Genomic DNA, 16,351 nt, shown 5'->3' with positions numbered 1-16,351 from the left:
AATGAAGAACCGAATTCTCGGCACGACGGCGCTGGTCGTCGCGGCCGTCTCGCCGTTCGCCGCCTTCGCGCAAACGGCCGATCAAGTCTCGACGAAAGCCCCTGCTCAGGCCCCGGCTCAGGCGGATGTGTCCCAGGTCGACGAGATCATCGTCACCGGCAGCTATCGCCGCAGCCTGGAAGAGGCCGTCGACATCAAGCGCAAGACGGTCGGCTTCTCCGACTCGATCGTCGCCACAGACGTCGCCAACTTCCCCGAGCAGAACCTGGCGGAGGCGCTGCAGCGCATCCCCGGCGTGACCATCGAACGCAACAGGGGCCTGGGCCAGCGCGTGTCGGTGCGCGGCCTGCCCAGCGAGTTCACCTTCGTCTCCATCAACGGTCTGGCGACCGCCTCGGGCAGCGGCGGGCGCGACGTCGAGTTCGACATCTTCGCCTCGGAAATCATCCAGCAGGTCACGGTCCAGAAGTCCCCGCGCGCGGCGGACGAGGAAGGCGGCATCGCCGGTTCGGTCAATATCTCGACCGCCCGCCCGTTCGACTACGAGGGGCGTCGCGTCGTGGCGGCGGTCGAGGGCGCCTACAACTCCATCTCGGAAAAGACCGATCCGAAACTGTCCTTCCTGGCCAGCGACACCTGGGGCGACTGGGGCGCGCTGGTGTCCTTCTCGACCGCACGTCGGACCAACCGCACGGACTCGGAATCGGGCATCAACTTCCGTCCCCTGACGCGTTTCCTGAGCGCCAGCGGCACGCGAGGAACCCAGGCGCAGGCCGTCCTGGCGCGCGACGCCGGCGTCATCGTCCAGAACCGCGCCAACGCCGCCGAGACCGACCGCATCATCTTCCAGGACAAGGTCGGCGACCGCGCCTATCTGAACACCCAGGACCAGTGGGGCGGCTCTCTTTCGCTGCAATACCGGCCGTCGGCCAACTTCAGCCTGGCGTTCGACGCCCTGATCGGCCGCTACGAGACGACCGAAGACCAGTATGATGCGGCCGCCTATTCGGCCTCCAGCCGTTCGACGCTGGAGACGATCCACGAGTACGACAAGACCACTTTAGCCGACTACGGCATGGTGGTGCTGCGCGACGTTTCATACACCGCCACCCAGCACGAAATGCTCAGCAAGGAGCAGATCAACGAGACCGACTATCGCCAGTTCGGGACTGAGCTGAACTGGAGCGGCGACAGCTGGAAGCTGCACGCCCTGGCCGGCTATTCCGGCGCCGAGAAGACGCTGGACTACTCGAACCTGAAGCACGTCGCCTATGCGCCGTCGCGGACACGCTGGACCACCGATGGCGGCGAGACGATCCAGAGCGCCAACCCCGCCTCGATCGACATGTACAACTCGCCTCAGAGCTATCTGTTCGAAGCCTATGAGACGTCGCTGGAACAGATCACCGACGACAAATACGCCGCCCAGATCGACTTCACCAAATACCTGGGACTGGACTTCTTCCCGGCCCTGACCAGCGTCCAGTTCGGCGCGCGCTATACCGACAAGTCCAAGGAGCGTCAGTACGGCGCCCTTAACATCCAGGGCACCGGACCGGGCCGCGTCGACTATCTGAACCGTCCGATGTCGCAAAGCGAACTGACGCCGATCGGCGAACTGGTGCCCGGCGGCGATTTCAGCATCCGCGACCTGACCTGGAGCCAGGTGTCGAACGACTATGCCCGTCGCACCTTCCGCTACGACGGCTTCTCCACGCCGTTCACGCCCGGCGACTACTACGAGGTTTCGGAAAAGGTCCTGTCGCTCTACGCCATGGCGGACCTGAACTTCGACATCGGTCCGGTGCCGGTCTCGGTCAACGGCGGGGCGCGCTATGTCGACACCGCGATCACCTCGTCGGGCTATCACCAGATCCAGAACCCGAACGGCACGACCGGCTTCACCCCCGCCCCGATTTCCAGCGACGGCGGCTATGACAAGGTGCTGCCCAGCCTGAACCTCACGGCCGAACTGACCGACAGCCTGGTGTTCCGCGCAGCGGCGTCCGAGACCCTCATCCGCCCTGCCCTGACCGATCTGGCCTACAAGCGCACGGCCAGCTTCAACTCGTTCCGCTTCACCGACGGCAACCCCAACCTGAAGCCGACCTACGCCAAACAGTGGGAAGTCGGGCTGGAGCAATATCTGGGCGACGGCGGCCTTCTGGCGGTCTCGTACTTCTGGAAGGAAATCGAGGGCGTGGTGCGTCAGGCCCTGACGGGCACCGTGCCGAACGTGACCAAATACAACGCCAACGGCACGATCGACGGCGTCTATACCTTCGATGTCTACCAGCCGATCAACGAGGCGGGCTCCTATGAGGTCAGCGGGGTCGAACTGGTCGCCGTGGTGCCGTTCGGACAGTTCTACGCGCCGCTGGAAGGGTTCGGGATCAACGCCAACTACACCGTTCTGGACAGCTCGCTGACCGGCACGTCGAAGCTGGGCATTCCCACCCCGCCGGTCGGCCTGGCCGACAACACCTACAACGTCACCCTCTTCTACGAGAACGCCCGGTTCCAGGCGCGTGCGTCCTACAACTTCAAGGACAAATACGTCGAAGCCATCGGCTACGAAATGTATCCGATCTGGCGCGAGGGTTACGGCCAGGTCGATCTGTCGGCCAGCTATCGCGTGACCGACGCCATCCAGATCAACCTGGAAGGCATCAACGTCACCGACGAGGCGACCAAGGGCTACACGATGGATCCGTCCTTCCCCACGATGTACGAAATGTCGGGACGCCGGATCAATCTGGGCCTGCGGATGGAGTTCTGATCCGTTCGTGGACCTGAACCCCTGCCCTGACTGTCAGGCGAGCGCGTGATCCCCGCGCGCTCGCCTCGCCGTGACGCCTCCTCCTTCTCAGGAGGGGGCGTCTTTGCGCGTGCGCCGGACACCGACGTTGAGGCCGAGGTGAACCGTCTGCGGGCCGATCTGGTCGCCTATCTGCTGCGCAAGACCCGCGGCGCCGGCGACGCCGAGGACGTGGTTCAGGAGGCCTTCGTGCGCTTCCACCGCGCTGGCCACGATCTGAACAGCGCCGACGCCCGCCCCCTGCTGTTCGTCATCGCCCGCAACATCCAGCTCGACCGCTGGAAGGCCGACAGCCGTGAGACCGCCCGACGCAGCGCCCATGACATCCATGACCTGGACAAGGGCCCGCGCGCGATCGCCAGCGAGACGCCTGACGCCGAGACAGGCCTGATCCGCCGCCAGGACCTGGCCGCCGCCGCCGCCGTGATCCGGGCCCTGCCGCCCAAGACCCGCGACGCCTTCCTGCTGCATCGGTTCGAGGCTTTGACCTATCGCCAAATCGCCGGACGACTGGGCGTATCCGTCAGCATGGTCGAAAAACATATCGCCGAAGCCCTCCGTCAACTGAAGAAATCGCGGGGCGACTGAGGTGTCTCGCCGCTGGATCGTTGTGCTTTTTGAGGCAGGCCGCAAAAGCGACCTGCACCGCGCGTGTGAAAGGAAATCGCCACGCTGATGCTGAAGCGCCTGAACATCCTGATCGCCGCTCGTCCAAGGACGGCCGAGGCGTGGCTGGCCCGCATGGCGCGGCCGGGCGCGGGCGCGCGCGAGCAGGCGGCGCTGCTGGCATGGCTGGAGGCCGACCCCGACCATCTGCGTCAGTATGAACAGGCCAAGGCCGACCAGGCCGCGCTGGAGCCCCTGCGCAGCGCCTTCGCCGGCGATCTGGCGTCCCTGCGCCGCACCAAGCGCAAGTCGACGACGCGCCGTCCCTTGCTGGCGTCGGGTCTCGCTGCGGCGGCGGTCGCCGCCGCCGTGGTCCTGGTCCCGATGTTGAAAGGCGCCGAACAGGGTCGGCTCTATGAGGCGGCGCCCGGCCGGATCACCGACATCGCCCTGGACGACGGGTCGCGGGTGACGCTGGACGCCGGGTCCGCCATCCGCGTCAACCTGGGCGACGACGCGCGCCGTGCGACGCTGGAGCGGGGCGCGGCCTATTTCGAGGTGGCCCACAACACCGCCCGACCCTTCCAGGTGGCGGTTGGGGATCGCCGCGTGATCGTGACCGGCACGCGCTTCGTCACGGCCCTGACCGGCGACGGTGCGCAGATCTCGCTGTTGCAGGGGCGGGTCGCGGTCGGGACGCGCGACGCGACGGCCAAAGGTGCGCTGGACGGCGCCCTTACGCTGTCGCCGGGCGAACGCGCGGACTTCCAGCCGGGCAAGCCGGGCATCCGCAAGACCGCCGCCGACGTCGAGATGGCGACGGCCTGGCGCAAGCGTCGTCTGGTGTTCCAGGATGCGCCCCTGTCGGCCGTGGTCGCCGCCGTCGCCCGTTACTCGGACCATCCCCTGGTCTTGGCCGATCCCGCGCTTGGCCGGACGCGCGTGACGGTGATCCTGCCGCTTGAGGGCGAGGATGCGCTGGAGGACCGGATGGCGGCCCTGCTGCCGATCCGCATCGTGCAGGACGAAGACGGCCGTCGGCTGATCCGCGCGGAGTGAGGCGGCCGTATCGCAGACCTGTCATGGGACTGCGCTAAGGGCTTCACGGAACATCTCCCCGAGGCTCGCTGTTTGAAACCGCTCGCTGCATCGCTGCCCGCCGGCGTGCGACGCAAGCCATGGCGCGTCGTCTGCGGATTTGCGACCGTCGCCGTGATCTCGGCGCTCGCCCAGCCGGCCTTTGCACACCAGGCTTGGGCCCAGTCTGCATCGCGCGTTCAGACCTTCGACATCGCCGGCCAGGACGCCTCCTCCGCGCTTTTGCGCCTGTGCCTGGAGGCGGGGTGCGAACTGGCCTTTGTCCAACGGCCCGGCCGGGACGTGCGCACGCGCCCAGTCAACGGACGGATGAGCTGGCGCGCCGCCCTGGCGCGGATGCTGGAGGGGACCGACCTGCGCTATCGCTTCGTCGGATCGCGGAGCGTGCGCATCTGGGTCGCCGCCCCGACCGCCCGACCGACCGCCAGACCGGCCGCGCCGCCCCCGCCCGAAACGACCGAACTGGAAGCGGTCGAGGTCGTCGGCCGCCTGTCGGACCGGATCGACGAGGCCTTGCGACGCAAGCGCGACGCCGACGTCATCTCCGACGGCCTGTCGTCCGAACGGATGGGCGACCTGCCCTCCGCCAATCTGGCCGAAGCACTGCAGCGCGTGCCGGGCGTGGCCATCGAACGCGAGGTCGGCGAGGGTCAGTTCGTCAGCGTGCGGGGTCTGGGGCCGCTGTTCCAGTCCGTGACACTGAACGGCGCGCCCGTGGCCTTCAACGAGAACATCCGCAACTCGACCCAGAGCGGGCGGCAGTTCCGGTTTCGCGCCCTGTCCGTCGACCTGCTGGCGGGCGCGCGCCTGACCAAGTCCGCGACGGCGGACCTGACCGAGGGCGGCATCGGCTCCAACATCGACATCGAGACGGCCGGCGGCTTGGACGGCGATCCGTTCCTGACGCTGCGGCTGGGCGGCGAGACCACGACGCGCGATGGACGCATCAGCCCCGATCTGTCCGTAGGCGGACGATGGGTGTCGTCCAGCGGTTCCGCCGGCCTGGTCGCCGGTCTTTCGCAGGAACAGAGATCGGTCCGCTATGATCGGTTTCAGGTCATGCGCTATGGAGAGATCGTCTTGGACGGCCGCACCCTGGCGGTTCCCAACGACCTGCGCACCACGGTCGAAAGCGAGGATCGACGCCGCCGCAGCGGCTTCGTCGGCGCGGACTGGCAGGTTTCGCCCGCGTTGCGCCTCGACTTCGACGCCCTGGTCTCGACCTTCGACAACGCCATACGTGAGGACCGGCTCGTGTTTGGCCTAGGCGAGCGGCTGGCGACGCCGGGCGCGATTCAGCGGGTTCAGGACGGGGTCGTCACGGCGGGACGGATCGACGCCGGCCGCATCGACAACAACACCGAGTTCTCGGACCAGTCGCACCTGAACGTCGCTGCCTCGCTGGGCGCCGAACTGCGGCGCGGGAACTGGCGGCTGACCCCGCGCCTCAGCGTCTCCAGCGCCCGTTCCGTGCTCGACACGCCGCTGGAGCGACTGTCGGCCCAGTCGCCGGAAGGCGTCGCCTACGCCTTCGATCTGGAGGGCGCCGCCGACGCCCGTCGAACGGACCGACTGACGACCGAATTCGACCTGCTTGATCCCTCCCGGCTGGTTCTGGCTCAGTTGAGCATCAGGGCGGTCCAGTCCCGCGACGAGGACGTGACCGCCGTCCTGGACGCCCGCCGCACCCTGGACCGAACCTGGGGCGGCCTTCGGTTTTCAGCCGTTCAGATGGGCGGCCAGTTCAGCGCGCGCAGCCGCGACTATCAGCGCCGCGACCGACGCGCGGCCCTGCGCCCCGGCCAGGGCGACATCGCCGCCCTCTATGACGGCGTCACGCCGGGAGACGTTTTTTCCGACCTGATCGCGGCGCGTCCCGGTCCGTGGATCACGCCGGCGTTCGACCGGCTGCGCGCCGCCTTCGTCCTGCCCGGCGAACGCGACGACGTGGTGTTTCGACCGGACGACCTGACGCCGACCGGCTCGGACCTGCAGAACTCCTACGGCGTCGAGGAGCGGGTCGCCGCGGCCTATGTCCGGGCGGACTTCGACGGGCGCGGGGGCGGCCTGTCCTATTTCGGCAACGCGGGTCTCCGGTTGGTCGGGACACGCACCCATGTCGAGGGCGCGCGCATGGCTGGCGTCGGCGGCGTGGCGCAGGTCACGCCCCTGACCCACGATGGCGAGGATGCGATCCTGCTGCCCAGCCTGAACCTGGCCCTCGACATCGCGGACGACGCCGTCGTGCGCCTGGCGGCGTCGCGCACCATAACCCGCCCATCCCTGGCCGACTTGCGCGCCTCGACGGTGCCCGCCAGCGTCCTGGTCTCGGCCATCTACCAATACGGGCTGGCGGCCGTCGACAGCCCCGAACCGGGCGTGATCTTCAGCGGGATCGGCGGCAACCCCGAACTGACGCCCTATGTCTCGACCAATCTGGATCTGTCCTATGAGGTCACCGGCCGCCGGACCAGTTTCAGCCTGGCCCTGTTCCACAAGACGATCCGCGACTTCATCCAGGCGACTTGGGCGATCGAGACCCTGACGTTCGAGACCCGAGCCGGCGCGGCGGTCCAGGCGCCGGTCCTGATGTCGCGACCGCGCAATGTCGGCCAGGCCCGGATCGACGGGCTGGAGGCGGGCCTTCACCACCGGCTGGGCGGCGGACTGGGCGTCTGGGCCAGCGCCACCTTGACCGACAGCCGCCTGGCGGACGGCGAGCGTCTGACCGGCGTGTCGGACCTCGCCTGGTCGATCAATCCCTACCTGGAACGCGGCCCATTCGCGCTGAACCTGTCCTGGTCGTGGCGATCCGCCTTCCGCTCCGAGGCCGACCTGCAGGGCGGCGGCGTCTCGGCCTTCATCGTCGGGCCCGCCGGCTATCTGGACGCCCAGGCCACCTACCGGATCGACGCCCGCACCCGCCTGTCCATCGCCGCCACCAATCTAACCGACACCCGCGACCTGGCCTACGAACGCACCCCCGCCCGCCTGCTCCAGATCGGCTCCGCCGGCCGACAACTTTCGGTGGGGCTGGAGCTGAACTGGTAGCGCTGAAAACGAGCAGCCGCTTTTGAAGGAGCGGTAGGGTTGGGGCAGCTCTTAGCGGCGTGCGCGCGTTTCCAGTTCGCCGATGCGGCGGCTGAGGTAGGCCGTGTCGTCGGCCGACGGGCTGGAGCGGGCGTAGGCGGCGTCCAGGCGCGCAAGGTCGCCGGCCTCGACGCGGATGTCTGCGGCCTCGGCGCGGATGACGGCGCCAGAGCGCTCGGCGGCGGTCAGGGTCGTCTCCAGGTTCGTCAGTCGCGCGCGCGCCGTCAGATTGGCGGCTGGCGTCGTGCCGGTCGGGCCGTCGCCGACACGCAGGTCCAGCGCATCAAGGCGCGCGTCCAGATCGGCGCGTTCCGTCGCGTTGATCGCGCCGTCCGAATTGTAGCGGGTCTCGATCTGGATCAGGGCCTGGTAGTCGGTTTTCAGGCGGGTAGCCTCGGTGCGGGTCAGGCGACGTGCGGTCATGGCAGCGTCCACGCGCGCATTGAAGGCGGCGCGACCCTGGGCGACCGTGTCGGTCTCTTCATAACCCGAAGCGCCGGATTGCAATGTCTGGGTCAGGGCCGTGTAGCGGGCGTTAAGGTCCGCGCGCTCTTGAGTATTGATGCCGTCAGCAGCGTAACGGGTCTCCAGATCGACCAAGGCGGTGTAGTCTGACCGCAACCGCGTCGCGGCCGAGCTGGACACTGAGCCTGCTCTCAAGCTGGCGTCCACCTGGGTCGAGAATTGGCTCTGGCCGTCACGCAAAGGGCGTCCACCGCGCAGCCAAGCCTGGTCCATCGCCGACAAGCCGAGCCGATCCCCGAACAGCGCGCCGACCACGGCGCCGAGGCGGTCCTGCGTCGTGGAGGGATACTGCGTCTGAGCCCCGGCGGCCCCGGCGGCGAGGGTCAGGGCGGTCGTGGCGACCAGGGCGAGGCGGATATGGGACATGGATGCGGCTTTCGGGCGTCTGTGTAAGGCCACGGTAACGGCGAGCGTCACCGTTAGTTGCCGCCTACGACGCCGATCGCCTCAGCCCCGGATGAAGTGCGGCACGAAGCGCGAGGTGTTGCGGGTGATCCGGCCCGTGTCTTCGCGCAGGCTGATCCCCGCCGGCTCCGTCCCGACCACCCATGATCCGACGATGACGTGGTTGCCGTCGAACAGCGGCGGGTCGCACAGGGCCTGGCGGATGTAGCGCCCCTCGCCATAGCCGCCGTCCACGACCTCGGCTGCGCTGAGGCCTTGGTCGATCAGTTCGACATTGTCGCCCTCGCGCGAGAACAGGGGCTTGCGGACATAGGACGACCCCAGCGCGCTCTCGGCCGGATCGCCCTCGAAATAGGATTCCAGCAGGTTGGGGTGGCCCCCGTGCCGCTCCCACAACAGGGGCAGGATGGCCTTGTTGGACAGGATGCTCTTCCACGCCGGTTCCAGCACCGTCACGTCGGCGGTGGGCAGGGGGGCGGCGTATTCGTCGCGCAGCATCTGCTCCCACGGATACAGCTTGAACATCGCCTGGATGATCCAGTTCTCGTGGTCCACGAACCGGCCGTCGGCGTTCAGGCCGATCTGGTCGATGGCGACGAACTGAGGGTCCAGCCCGGCCTGACGCGCCAGGTCTTCGAGGAAGCGCACCGTCTGGCGGTCCTCGACGAACTCGGCGTCCGAAGCGAAATGGACGAAACCGCCGTTCGGGAAGATGGCGCGGAAGCGATCCACCAGCTTTTCGTGCAGGCTGTTGAACTGATCCGCGTTGGCGGGCAGGGCGCCGGCCGCGATCTGGTCCTCCAGCCACAGCCACTGGAACACCGCCGTCTCATAGATGCTGGTCGGGGTGTCGGCGTTGTATTCGTACAGCTTGGCCGGGCCTGTGCCGTCGTAGGCGAAGTCGAACCGGCCATAGAGGGACGGATCGCCCCGCTTCCAGCTGTCGGCCACATAGTCCCGCATGGTCTCGGGAATATCGAGCTGCTCCATCAGCCGCTCGGACTGAACGGCTTCATCGACCAGCTCCAGGCACAGGCCGTGCAGTTCCTCGGTCGGCGCCTCGATCCCCTCCTCGATCTCGGCCAGCGAGAAGGCGTAGGCGGCCGTCTCGTCCCAATAGGGTTTGCCATCGGTATGGCGCCAGGTGAAGCCCAGTTCCTCGGCCTTGGCGTCCCAGTCGGTGCGGGGATCGAAGCGCAGACGCTCCATGGATCAGGCCGGGTCCTTGTCGGGCGTGGACTGCCCGATGCGCGGCGTGACCACCGTCACCTCCGGCTGGCTCAGGCGCGCCAGGACGTCGTCGGCCGACGAATGGCCGGGCAGGATGCCGGCCTCGCGCAGCTTGGCGTCCAGGTCGGCGCCGGTGCGGCGATCCTCCAGCGCCTGATTGGCGTTCAGCTTTTCTTCCTGGATGGCCTGGCGCTGCTTGATGCGTTGCAGGCTGTCCGCCGCCGAGCCGATGCGCGACTGGGCGCCGGCCGAGTTCAGGGCGACCGAGGTCTGGGCCTTCTGGACGGAATCGTTGACCTTGACGATGTCGATCTCGCGACGAAGCGTCTCGATCTTCTGGTCGGTCGCCGAGATGGCGGTGCGCAGGCGCGTTTCGGCCGTCTTCATGTCCTCGATCAGCGGGCCGCGGCTGGTGATCTCGACCTCCAGCTCGGCGATGCGGCCGGCGACTTCGCGGGCCAGGTCGGTCTTGCCTTGGCTCATGGCCGAGCGGGCCGAGCTTTCGTATTTGGCGATCTGGTCGCGGAAGCTGGCCATCTCGTTTTCGGCCATGCGGCGGCGCGCCACCAGGCCGGCCAGGTCGTCGCGCGCCTTGCCTTGAGCATTGTCGGCGTCGCGGATTTCCTGGTCGAGGATCTTCAGCGCATTGGCGTCGACGACGCCTTGGGCCGCGTCATGGGCCGAACCCCGAAACAGGGCGGACAGTTTTCTGAGCATGGACATGGTCGGTCTTCCGGATCAGGCGGCGTCGGCGCCTAAGGTTTCACGAAGTTCGGTGGCGTCGATCGCATTCTCGGCCAGGGTGCGCAGTTCGATGAGGATGGTCTGCAGCGTCGTCTTGCAAGAGAGTTCGCCCATCAGCTCATACACGTCTTCGCCGCCGACGTTGGTGATGGCGAAGTTGGACAGGGGCACCACGCGTTGGGCCTTCAGCAGAAACTCGTTGAAGGCGTGGCGGTCGGCCTGTTCGGCGACGGGCCACAGCAGGACCGAACAGACGATCTGGGCGCCGCCGACGCTCAGATAGACCGGCAGGTCGCCGTATTCGTGCATGGTCGCCAGCAACACGGGCTCGGCGCCCTCGACCACGCGCACGGTCATTTCGCCCTCGCGCAGCAGGGCGGAACCGTCCAGCGCCGACTTGATGGCGGGCACGGTCCAGGGGGTCTCGATCACGGCGTCCATGTGGTGGTCGTCTCCAGGGGTGATGGAATGAGAAGTGGGGCGGCGCGGTTGGCTCGCAAGCTGTGGGCCGCGTGTGGAATCGGTGATGATGGCGCGCACGGCGGCCTTCACGTCGTCGCGGGCGGATTCGGGCACCCAAAGCTCCAGCTTGACCAGCCCCGCCTCGCGACGCGCCTGTCGCCACGCACGGATGCGATCATTGGCGGCTGACGAGGGCGGGGCGGTCACGGGCATGTTTCATGCAACGCGTAACATGAACGCTTGACTTCGCCTAGGGCTCTGGGCTCATCCTGACCTGAAGAGGGAACGCATGCTGCTGCCGCGAATGAAGCTGGCCGTGATTTTCGACCGGGCGTTCCACGCCATGGCCGACATGCACTGGCGGATGTTGATCGGCCTGATCCTCTTTCACGCGGTCTCGTCGTGGCTGTTTCTCGCCATCGCAAGAGAGGCGGAGCTGCATGATCCGCTGACGTTCTTCTACTGGTACGCGACGACGGCCTACACCGTAGGTTATGGCGACATCAGTCCGCAAGGCGTCGGCGGGCGGCTGGTCACGGCCTTGTGGATCTTTCCAGGGGCCATCGCAGCTTTCACCACCGTCGTGGCCAAGGTTCTGGCCGGGATCGGAGACATCTGGCGCATCCGGCGATCCGGCAAGGGAGACTATTCGAAGATGACCGATACGATTCTGCTGGTCGGCTATCACCCCGTCCGGACGCCCAAGATGGTCGAGGAACTGTGTGCGGAGCTGAATCGGTCCCAGACCCTGGTGCTGCTCACGCGGCAGGCGGTGGCGGACGTCGATCCGCGCATTCGCTATGTCCAGACGGAAAGCCTGACCTCGACAACAGGCCTCGCGCGAGCCGGTGCGGCGAACGCCAGCCGCATATTGATCTACGCCAGCAGCGATGCGGACACCCTGACCGCGACCCTGGCTGTCTCGGCGATGGCGCCGGACGCCGCGCACATCGTGTGTTTCTTCGATGACGCCGACAGCGCGCGTTTGCTGGCGCAACATTGTCCTCGGGTCGAGATCGTTCTGTCGTCGGCGCCGGAAATGCTGGCCCGCGCCGCGCGCGATCCGGGCTCCAGCCAGGTGATCAGCGCCCTGACCAGCCATCTAGATGACGGCGCGACCCTGTTCAGTCTGAGATGGGCGGGTGCGGGCCGGTCGGTCGGCGACCTGACGCAACGGCTTTTGCATCACCGCGCCACCCTCTTGGCGCATCAACCCCACGGCGCCGAAACGCCGCGCTTCAATCCGTCGCCCGAAACAGGCGTGGAAGACGGCGACCGCCTGTTCTATGTCTCGGCGGCCCGGCTGAGCCAGCCGAGCCTGGCCGGATACTGATCGTCCCATGTTCAAGAAGCTTTTCGGATCGTCGGAGAAGGCCGCCCCCGCCAATCGGCTGGCGACGGTGCGCAACATCACCGTGGGCCGCACCGTATCGCTGGACCCGCTGGCCTGGCGCCGGCTGGGCGACGAGACCCATTTCGTCCTGGATCGCGACGTGCTGGACATCTCGGCGCAGGGGCTGGTCAGTCTGGACAGCGGTCAGTTCGTCCATCGCTTCTACACCGACGACCACGTCATGCTTCAGGCCATGAGCGACGACGAGGCGGGGCTGGAAAGCTACGACTTCAGCCTGTTCATTCCCTGGACCTCGGCCTATCCGCCGGGCGAGCGGGAACGGCGCATCTGGCGCGACCGGCTGTCGGCGCCGGTCTTCCACGGCGCGGCCGAGGAGTTGCCGGACTATCCGCGCTTCTGGTTCGCCGAGAGCGACGCCGTCCAGCCGCCGGTCACTCTTTGGGAGACGATCTGGGACGACCGGGCCGCGACCACCCCCTATGCGAAGATCTTCCAGACCTGCATGCTGTATGCCCGCGAGCTGGGCGGCGGGCGCGAACTGATGATCGCCCTGGAGCAGCAGCCCGAGGGCGGCGAGACGACGCACGAAATCATGATCGGCATTCCACTGGAAATGGCCGAGTTCCGCGCCTGAGCGCGCAATCCGAGGGGCAAGACAGATGTTCGACTGGTTCATTTTTCAGCAGGGGGCGATCGCCTTCCTGATCGCCTTCGCCATGGCGGGCGCCTTCACCCTGGCCTTCAAGCTGGTCTACCAGTGGGTCACGCCGTATCACGAGCATACGCTGATCCGGCAAGGCAACACCGCCGCCGCCATCGCCCTGGGCGGCGCGCTTATCGGCTATGTCCTGCCCCTGGCCTCGGCCCTGTCGCACACCGTCAGCCTGATGGAGTTCGCCGCCTGGGCCCTGCTGGCCGGGATCATCCAGATCGTCGTCTTCGTCGCCATCAGCCGCATGGCCTTCCGCAATCTGGTCGTCCGCATTGAGGCGGGCGAGATCGCCGCGGCCGTCTATCTGGCCTCCATCTCCATCTGCGTCGGCCTTCTCAACGCCGCCTGCATGACGTCGTGACCGCCATGACCGATCCGAAAGATCTGCCCAAGACCGAGACGATGCGCCGGCTGAAGCGCTCGCGCGTCCTGCACGTCAGCAGCCTGATGGCGACGGCCAGCTTCTCCCTGGCCGCCTGCGGTTCGCCCCAGCGCGTCCCGCCGCCCGAGCCCGAGCCGACCCTGGCCTATCAGTCGCTGGACGAGTGCAAGGCCGCCAACGACATCCCCGACAACGAGTGCGACGCCGCCCAGACCAAGGCCCAGGAAGAGGCCGCCAAGACCGCGCCCCGATACGCCACGCGCGAGGAATGCGAAGGCCAGTGGGGACCATCCCAGTGCCAGCCCAACAATCAGGGCGGCAACGGCTCCTTCTTTACCCCCCTGCTGACCGGATTCATCATCGGGCAAATGCTGAACGGCGGCGGCTATCGCGGCGGCGGACCGCTGTATCGCGACCGGGAAGGCCGGCTGTCGAACGGCTACGGCGGCGGCTACACCTACCGCGACTACCGCACCGGCAAGACCCTGACGAACGGGCGCGAGCACGGCGACGTGGCGCGTCAGGCGCCCAGCCGCGTGCAAAGCCGCACCACCGTCGTCTCGCGCGGCGGCTTCGGCGGCGGCGGCAGGAGCTACGGCGGCTGAGACGTCTCTGGCGTCCGCCGCCGGACTTCCCCTATTAGGGATCGCCCTTCGCTTCACGACTGACCGGACCGCCCCGCCCCATGACCGCATCGCCGCCCCGGATCGGAGGCCTGGACGTCGAAAGCTGGGGCGACCCGGAGGATCCCATCGTCCTGTTGATCGGCGCGCCCGAGCGTCTGTCAGGCGACTGGCGGCGGTCTGTGCGGGCGCTGGTCGACGCGGGACGTCATGTCGTCCTGGCCGCCGATTTCGATAAGACCGAGGACGGCCCGGCGGCGCTCAGACGTCTGCTGACCGAAATCCCGTCGCGCCCGGCCATCGTCTGTGCGGACGAGACCTTGCCGGTCGTGGCCCCCGCCCTGGCCGTCACCGGCCCGGCCCTGGCCAGTTGCGTGGTGATCGTCGCCGCAGAAGGGCAGGGGGCGCTGTCGCCCGACGTGGAGGTCCTGCTGGCCGGCGTGCCGACGCAGATCATCTCGCGCGCCGACACGTTCGCCGATGTCGAGGCCGAGAACGCCGCCCTGCTGGGCTTCCTCGAACGCCAGGCCCCGCGCGAGGCCCTGCACTATCAGGCCGGGTCCGACCCGCGCACCCTGCGCGACGCTCTGGGCTGTTTCGCCACCGGGGTGACGGTGGTGACGACCCTGGACGAGGCCGGACAGCCCGTGGGCCTGACCGCCAACTCCTTTTCGTCGGTGTCGCTGGACCCGCCGCTGATCCTGTTCTGCCTGGCCCGCTCGTCCACCAACGTGGAGCGTTTCCGTCAGGCCGAGCATTTCGCCATCAACGTCCTGCACATCGGCCAGCAGCCGACCTCCGGCGTCTTCGCCCGGTCCCAGGCCGACCGGTTCCAGGACGTGGCATGGGAGACCTGGGACACCGGCGCGCCCATCCTGTCGGGCGCCCTGGCCAGTTTCGAATGCGGCACCGAACAGATCGTCGAGGCCGGCGATCACTTGGTCATCATCGGCCGGGTCACGCGCGCGCGGTTCGAACCGCGACGCGATCCGCTGCTCTATTTCCGGGGCAAGTATCGGCGGCTGCACTTCTCCTGACGCTTTGAATTGATCGGGCGGATCGCTATCTGTCGCCGCAAGCAAGAGGAACCGCTCCATGTCCGATCCCGTCGTCATCGTCTCCTACGCCAGAACCCCGATGGGCGGTTTCCAGGGCGTGCTGTCGGACGCCAAGTCCACCGACCTGGGCGCCGTCGCGGTCAAGGCGGCGCTGGAGCGCGCCGGGCTGGACCCGAACAAGGTCGAGCAGATCATCATGGGCTGCGTCCTGCCCGCCGGCCTGGGCCAGGCGCCGGCGCGTCAGGCGGGGATGGGGGCGGGCCTTCCCGTCACGACCGAGGCGACCACCATCAACAAGATGTGCGGCTCGGGCATGCAGGCGGCCATGATGGCCCATGACGCCCTGGCCGCCGGGTCCGCCGACGTGATCGTGGCGGGCGGCATGGAGTCCATGACCAACGCTCCGTATCTGATGACCAAGCACCGGGGTGGCGCGCGCATCGGCCACGACGTCATTTCCGACAGCATGTATCTGGACGGGCTTGAGGACGCCTACACCCCCGGCAAGCTGATGGGTCAGTTCGCCGAGGACACGGCCAAGGTCTATCAGTTCACCCGCGAGCAGCAGGACGCCTACGCCATCGAAAGCGCCGGCCGCGCCAAGCGCGCCCAGGACTCAGGCGCCTTCGACGCCGAGATCGCCTCGGTCGAGGTCAAGACGCGCAAGGGCCCCGTCATCGTCGATCGCGACGAACAGCCGACCAGGTCCGACCCCTCCAAGATCCCCAACCTGAAGCCCGCCTTCGGCAAGGACGGCACCATCACCGCCGCCTCGGCCGCCTCGATCTCGGACGGGGCCGCCGCCCTGGTGATGATGCGCCAGTCGACGGCCCAGGCCCTGGGCCTGACGCCGGTCGCCCGCGTCGTCAGCCAGGCCGCCCACGCCCAGGAGCCCAGCCTGTTCACCACCGCCCCGGTCTTCGCCTTGCAGAAGGCGCTGAAGAAGGCGGGCTGGAGCGCCGACGACGTCGATCTGTGGGAGGTCAACGAGGCCTTCGCCATCGTGCCGATGATCGCCATGCAGGAACTCGGCATCCCCCACGACAAGATCAACGTCAACGGCGGCGCCTGCGCCCTGGGCCACCCGCTCGGCGCCTCCGGCGCCCGCGTCCTGACCACCCTCCTGTCCGCCCTGAAAGCCCACGGCAAGACCAAGGGCATGGCCGCCCTCTGCATCGGCGGCGGCGAAGCGACCGCGATGGGCGTGGAGTTGATGTAGGCTCTTCGCAGTTGGGTCAGTCGCG

The 16,351-nt window shown here is 67.7% G+C and carries 14 protein-coding genes; 10 read left to right on the top strand and 4 right to left on the bottom strand.

The features are described from left to right. Nucleotide 1: 1 nt before the first annotated feature. The 4 genes from ACP7BH_RS11415 (at nt 2) to ACP7BH_RS11400 (ending at nt 7,573) form a co-directional block, all read left to right on the top strand. On the top strand, nt 2-2,779 hold the full coding sequence (locus tag ACP7BH_RS11415; RefSeq protein WP_425985278.1) for a TonB-dependent receptor: 2,778 nt from the start codon (nt 2-4) through the stop codon (nt 2,777-2,779). A gap of 138 nt (nt 2,780-2,917) precedes the next feature. Continuing rightward, on the top strand, nt 2,918-3,406 hold the full coding sequence (locus ACP7BH_RS11410; RefSeq protein WP_425985275.1) for an RNA polymerase sigma factor: 489 nt from the start codon (nt 2,918-2,920) through the stop codon (nt 3,404-3,406). Nucleotides 3,407-3,493: 87 nt separating this feature from the next. After that, nucleotides 3,494-4,483 carry a FecR family protein gene (locus ACP7BH_RS11405; RefSeq protein ID WP_425985272.1) on the top strand — a complete coding sequence of 330 codons (990 nt, stop codon included), beginning with the start codon at nt 3,494-3,496 and terminating at the stop codon, nt 4,481-4,483. 72 nt (nt 4,484-4,555) lie between these two features. Further along, the gene (locus tag ACP7BH_RS11400; protein WP_425985269.1) at nt 4,556-7,573 is read left to right on the top strand and encodes a TonB-dependent receptor; all 3,018 of its coding nucleotides are present in this window, start codon (nt 4,556-4,558) and stop codon (nt 7,571-7,573) included. Nucleotides 7,574-7,624: 51 nt separating this feature from the next. On the opposite strand, the gene ACP7BH_RS11395 is transcribed toward ACP7BH_RS11400, so the two are convergent. The 4 genes from ACP7BH_RS11395 to ACP7BH_RS11380 form a co-directional block, all read right to left on the bottom strand. Beyond that, entirely contained in the window at nt 7,625-8,503 is an 879-nt protein-coding gene (locus tag ACP7BH_RS11395) for a hypothetical protein (RefSeq protein ID WP_425985266.1), read from the bottom strand. Between the two features lie 81 nt (nt 8,504-8,584). After that, nucleotides 8,585-9,751, bottom strand: coding sequence for a glutathionylspermidine synthase family protein (locus ACP7BH_RS11390; protein WP_425985263.1), 1,167 nt, complete (start codon nt 9,749-9,751; stop codon nt 8,585-8,587). A gap of 3 nt (nt 9,752-9,754) precedes the next feature. Further along, nucleotides 9,755-10,495: a PspA/IM30 family protein gene (locus ACP7BH_RS11385; protein ID WP_425985260.1), complete on the bottom strand. Its 741-nt coding sequence runs from the start codon at nt 10,493-10,495 to the stop codon at nt 9,755-9,757. A 15-nt stretch (nt 10,496-10,510) separates the two neighbouring features. Beyond that, nucleotides 10,511-11,191 (bottom strand): YjfI family protein, encoded by a 681-nt coding sequence (locus tag ACP7BH_RS11380; RefSeq protein ID WP_425985257.1) that lies wholly within the window; start codon nt 11,189-11,191, stop codon nt 10,511-10,513. A 76-nt stretch (nt 11,192-11,267) separates the two neighbouring features. Here ACP7BH_RS11380 and ACP7BH_RS11375 point away from each other — a divergent pair, with 76 nt between their 5' ends. From ACP7BH_RS11375 to ACP7BH_RS11350, 6 genes are all read left to right on the top strand, one after another. Continuing rightward, nucleotides 11,268-12,311, top strand: a complete 1,044-nt coding sequence (locus ACP7BH_RS11375; RefSeq protein ID WP_425985254.1) for a potassium channel family protein — start codon at nt 11,268-11,270, stop codon at nt 12,309-12,311. A gap of 7 nt (nt 12,312-12,318) precedes the next feature. After that, entirely contained in the window at nt 12,319-12,966 is a 648-nt protein-coding gene (locus tag ACP7BH_RS11370; RefSeq protein WP_425985251.1) for a DUF2491 family protein, read from the top strand. A gap of 25 nt (nt 12,967-12,991) precedes the next feature. Further along, entirely contained in the window at nt 12,992-13,405 is a 414-nt protein-coding gene (locus ACP7BH_RS11365; RefSeq protein ID WP_409713789.1) for a DUF350 domain-containing protein, read from the top strand. Nucleotides 13,406-13,410: 5 nt separating this feature from the next. After that, nucleotides 13,411-14,031: a DUF1190 domain-containing protein gene (locus ACP7BH_RS11360; protein ID WP_425985248.1), complete on the top strand. Its 621-nt coding sequence runs from the start codon at nt 13,411-13,413 to the stop codon at nt 14,029-14,031. A gap of 80 nt (nt 14,032-14,111) precedes the next feature. Beyond that, nucleotides 14,112-15,086 carry a flavin reductase family protein gene (locus ACP7BH_RS11355; protein ID WP_425985245.1) on the top strand — a complete coding sequence of 325 codons (975 nt, stop codon included), beginning with the start codon at nt 14,112-14,114 and terminating at the stop codon, nt 15,084-15,086. 58 nt (nt 15,087-15,144) lie between these two features. Then, nucleotides 15,145-16,326 (top strand): acetyl-CoA C-acyltransferase, encoded by a 1,182-nt coding sequence (locus ACP7BH_RS11350; RefSeq protein ID WP_425985242.1) that lies wholly within the window; start codon nt 15,145-15,147, stop codon nt 16,324-16,326. Nucleotides 16,327-16,351: the final 25 nt, after the last annotated feature.

The sequence above is a fragment of the Brevundimonas sp. TWP2-1 genome (assembly GCF_049897645.1).
In the GTDB taxonomy this organism is placed as follows: domain Bacteria; phylum Pseudomonadota; class Alphaproteobacteria; order Caulobacterales; family Caulobacteraceae; genus Brevundimonas.
The sequence above is the reverse complement of the archived record's forward strand: the minus strand, read 5'-3'. Positions and strand labels throughout refer to the sequence as shown.

What these genes read in the sequence shown, in the direction of transcription:
- ACP7BH_RS11405 (WP_425985272.1), top strand. Translation starts at nt 3,494, where the DNA reads ATGCTGAAGCGCCTGAACATCCTGATCGCCGCTCGTCCAAGGACGGCC.
- ACP7BH_RS11350 (WP_425985242.1), top strand. Translation starts at nt 15,145, where the DNA reads ATGTCCGATCCCGTCGTCATCGTCTCCTACGCCAGAACCCCGATGGGC.
- ACP7BH_RS11385 (WP_425985260.1), bottom strand. Translation starts at nt 10,495, where the DNA reads ATGTCCATGCTCAGAAAACTGTCCGCCCTGTTTCGGGGTTCGGCCCAT.
- ACP7BH_RS11360 (WP_425985248.1), top strand. Translation starts at nt 13,411, where the DNA reads ATGACCGATCCGAAAGATCTGCCCAAGACCGAGACGATGCGCCGGCTG.
- ACP7BH_RS11375 (WP_425985254.1), top strand. Translation starts at nt 11,268, where the DNA reads ATGCTGCTGCCGCGAATGAAGCTGGCCGTGATTTTCGACCGGGCGTTC.
- ACP7BH_RS11395 (WP_425985266.1), bottom strand. Translation starts at nt 8,503, where the DNA reads ATGTCCCATATCCGCCTCGCCCTGGTCGCCACGACCGCCCTGACCCTC.
- ACP7BH_RS11365 (WP_409713789.1), top strand. Translation starts at nt 12,992, where the DNA reads ATGTTCGACTGGTTCATTTTTCAGCAGGGGGCGATCGCCTTCCTGATC.
- ACP7BH_RS11355 (WP_425985245.1), top strand. Translation starts at nt 14,112, where the DNA reads ATGACCGCATCGCCGCCCCGGATCGGAGGCCTGGACGTCGAAAGCTGG.
- ACP7BH_RS11380 (WP_425985257.1), bottom strand. Translation starts at nt 11,191, where the DNA reads ATGCCCGTGACCGCCCCGCCCTCGTCAGCCGCCAATGATCGCATCCGT.
- ACP7BH_RS11390 (WP_425985263.1), bottom strand. Translation starts at nt 9,751, where the DNA reads ATGGAGCGTCTGCGCTTCGATCCCCGCACCGACTGGGACGCCAAGGCC.
- ACP7BH_RS11370 (WP_425985251.1), top strand. Translation starts at nt 12,319, where the DNA reads ATGTTCAAGAAGCTTTTCGGATCGTCGGAGAAGGCCGCCCCCGCCAAT.
- ACP7BH_RS11415 (WP_425985278.1), top strand. Translation starts at nt 2, where the DNA reads ATGAAGAACCGAATTCTCGGCACGACGGCGCTGGTCGTCGCGGCCGTC.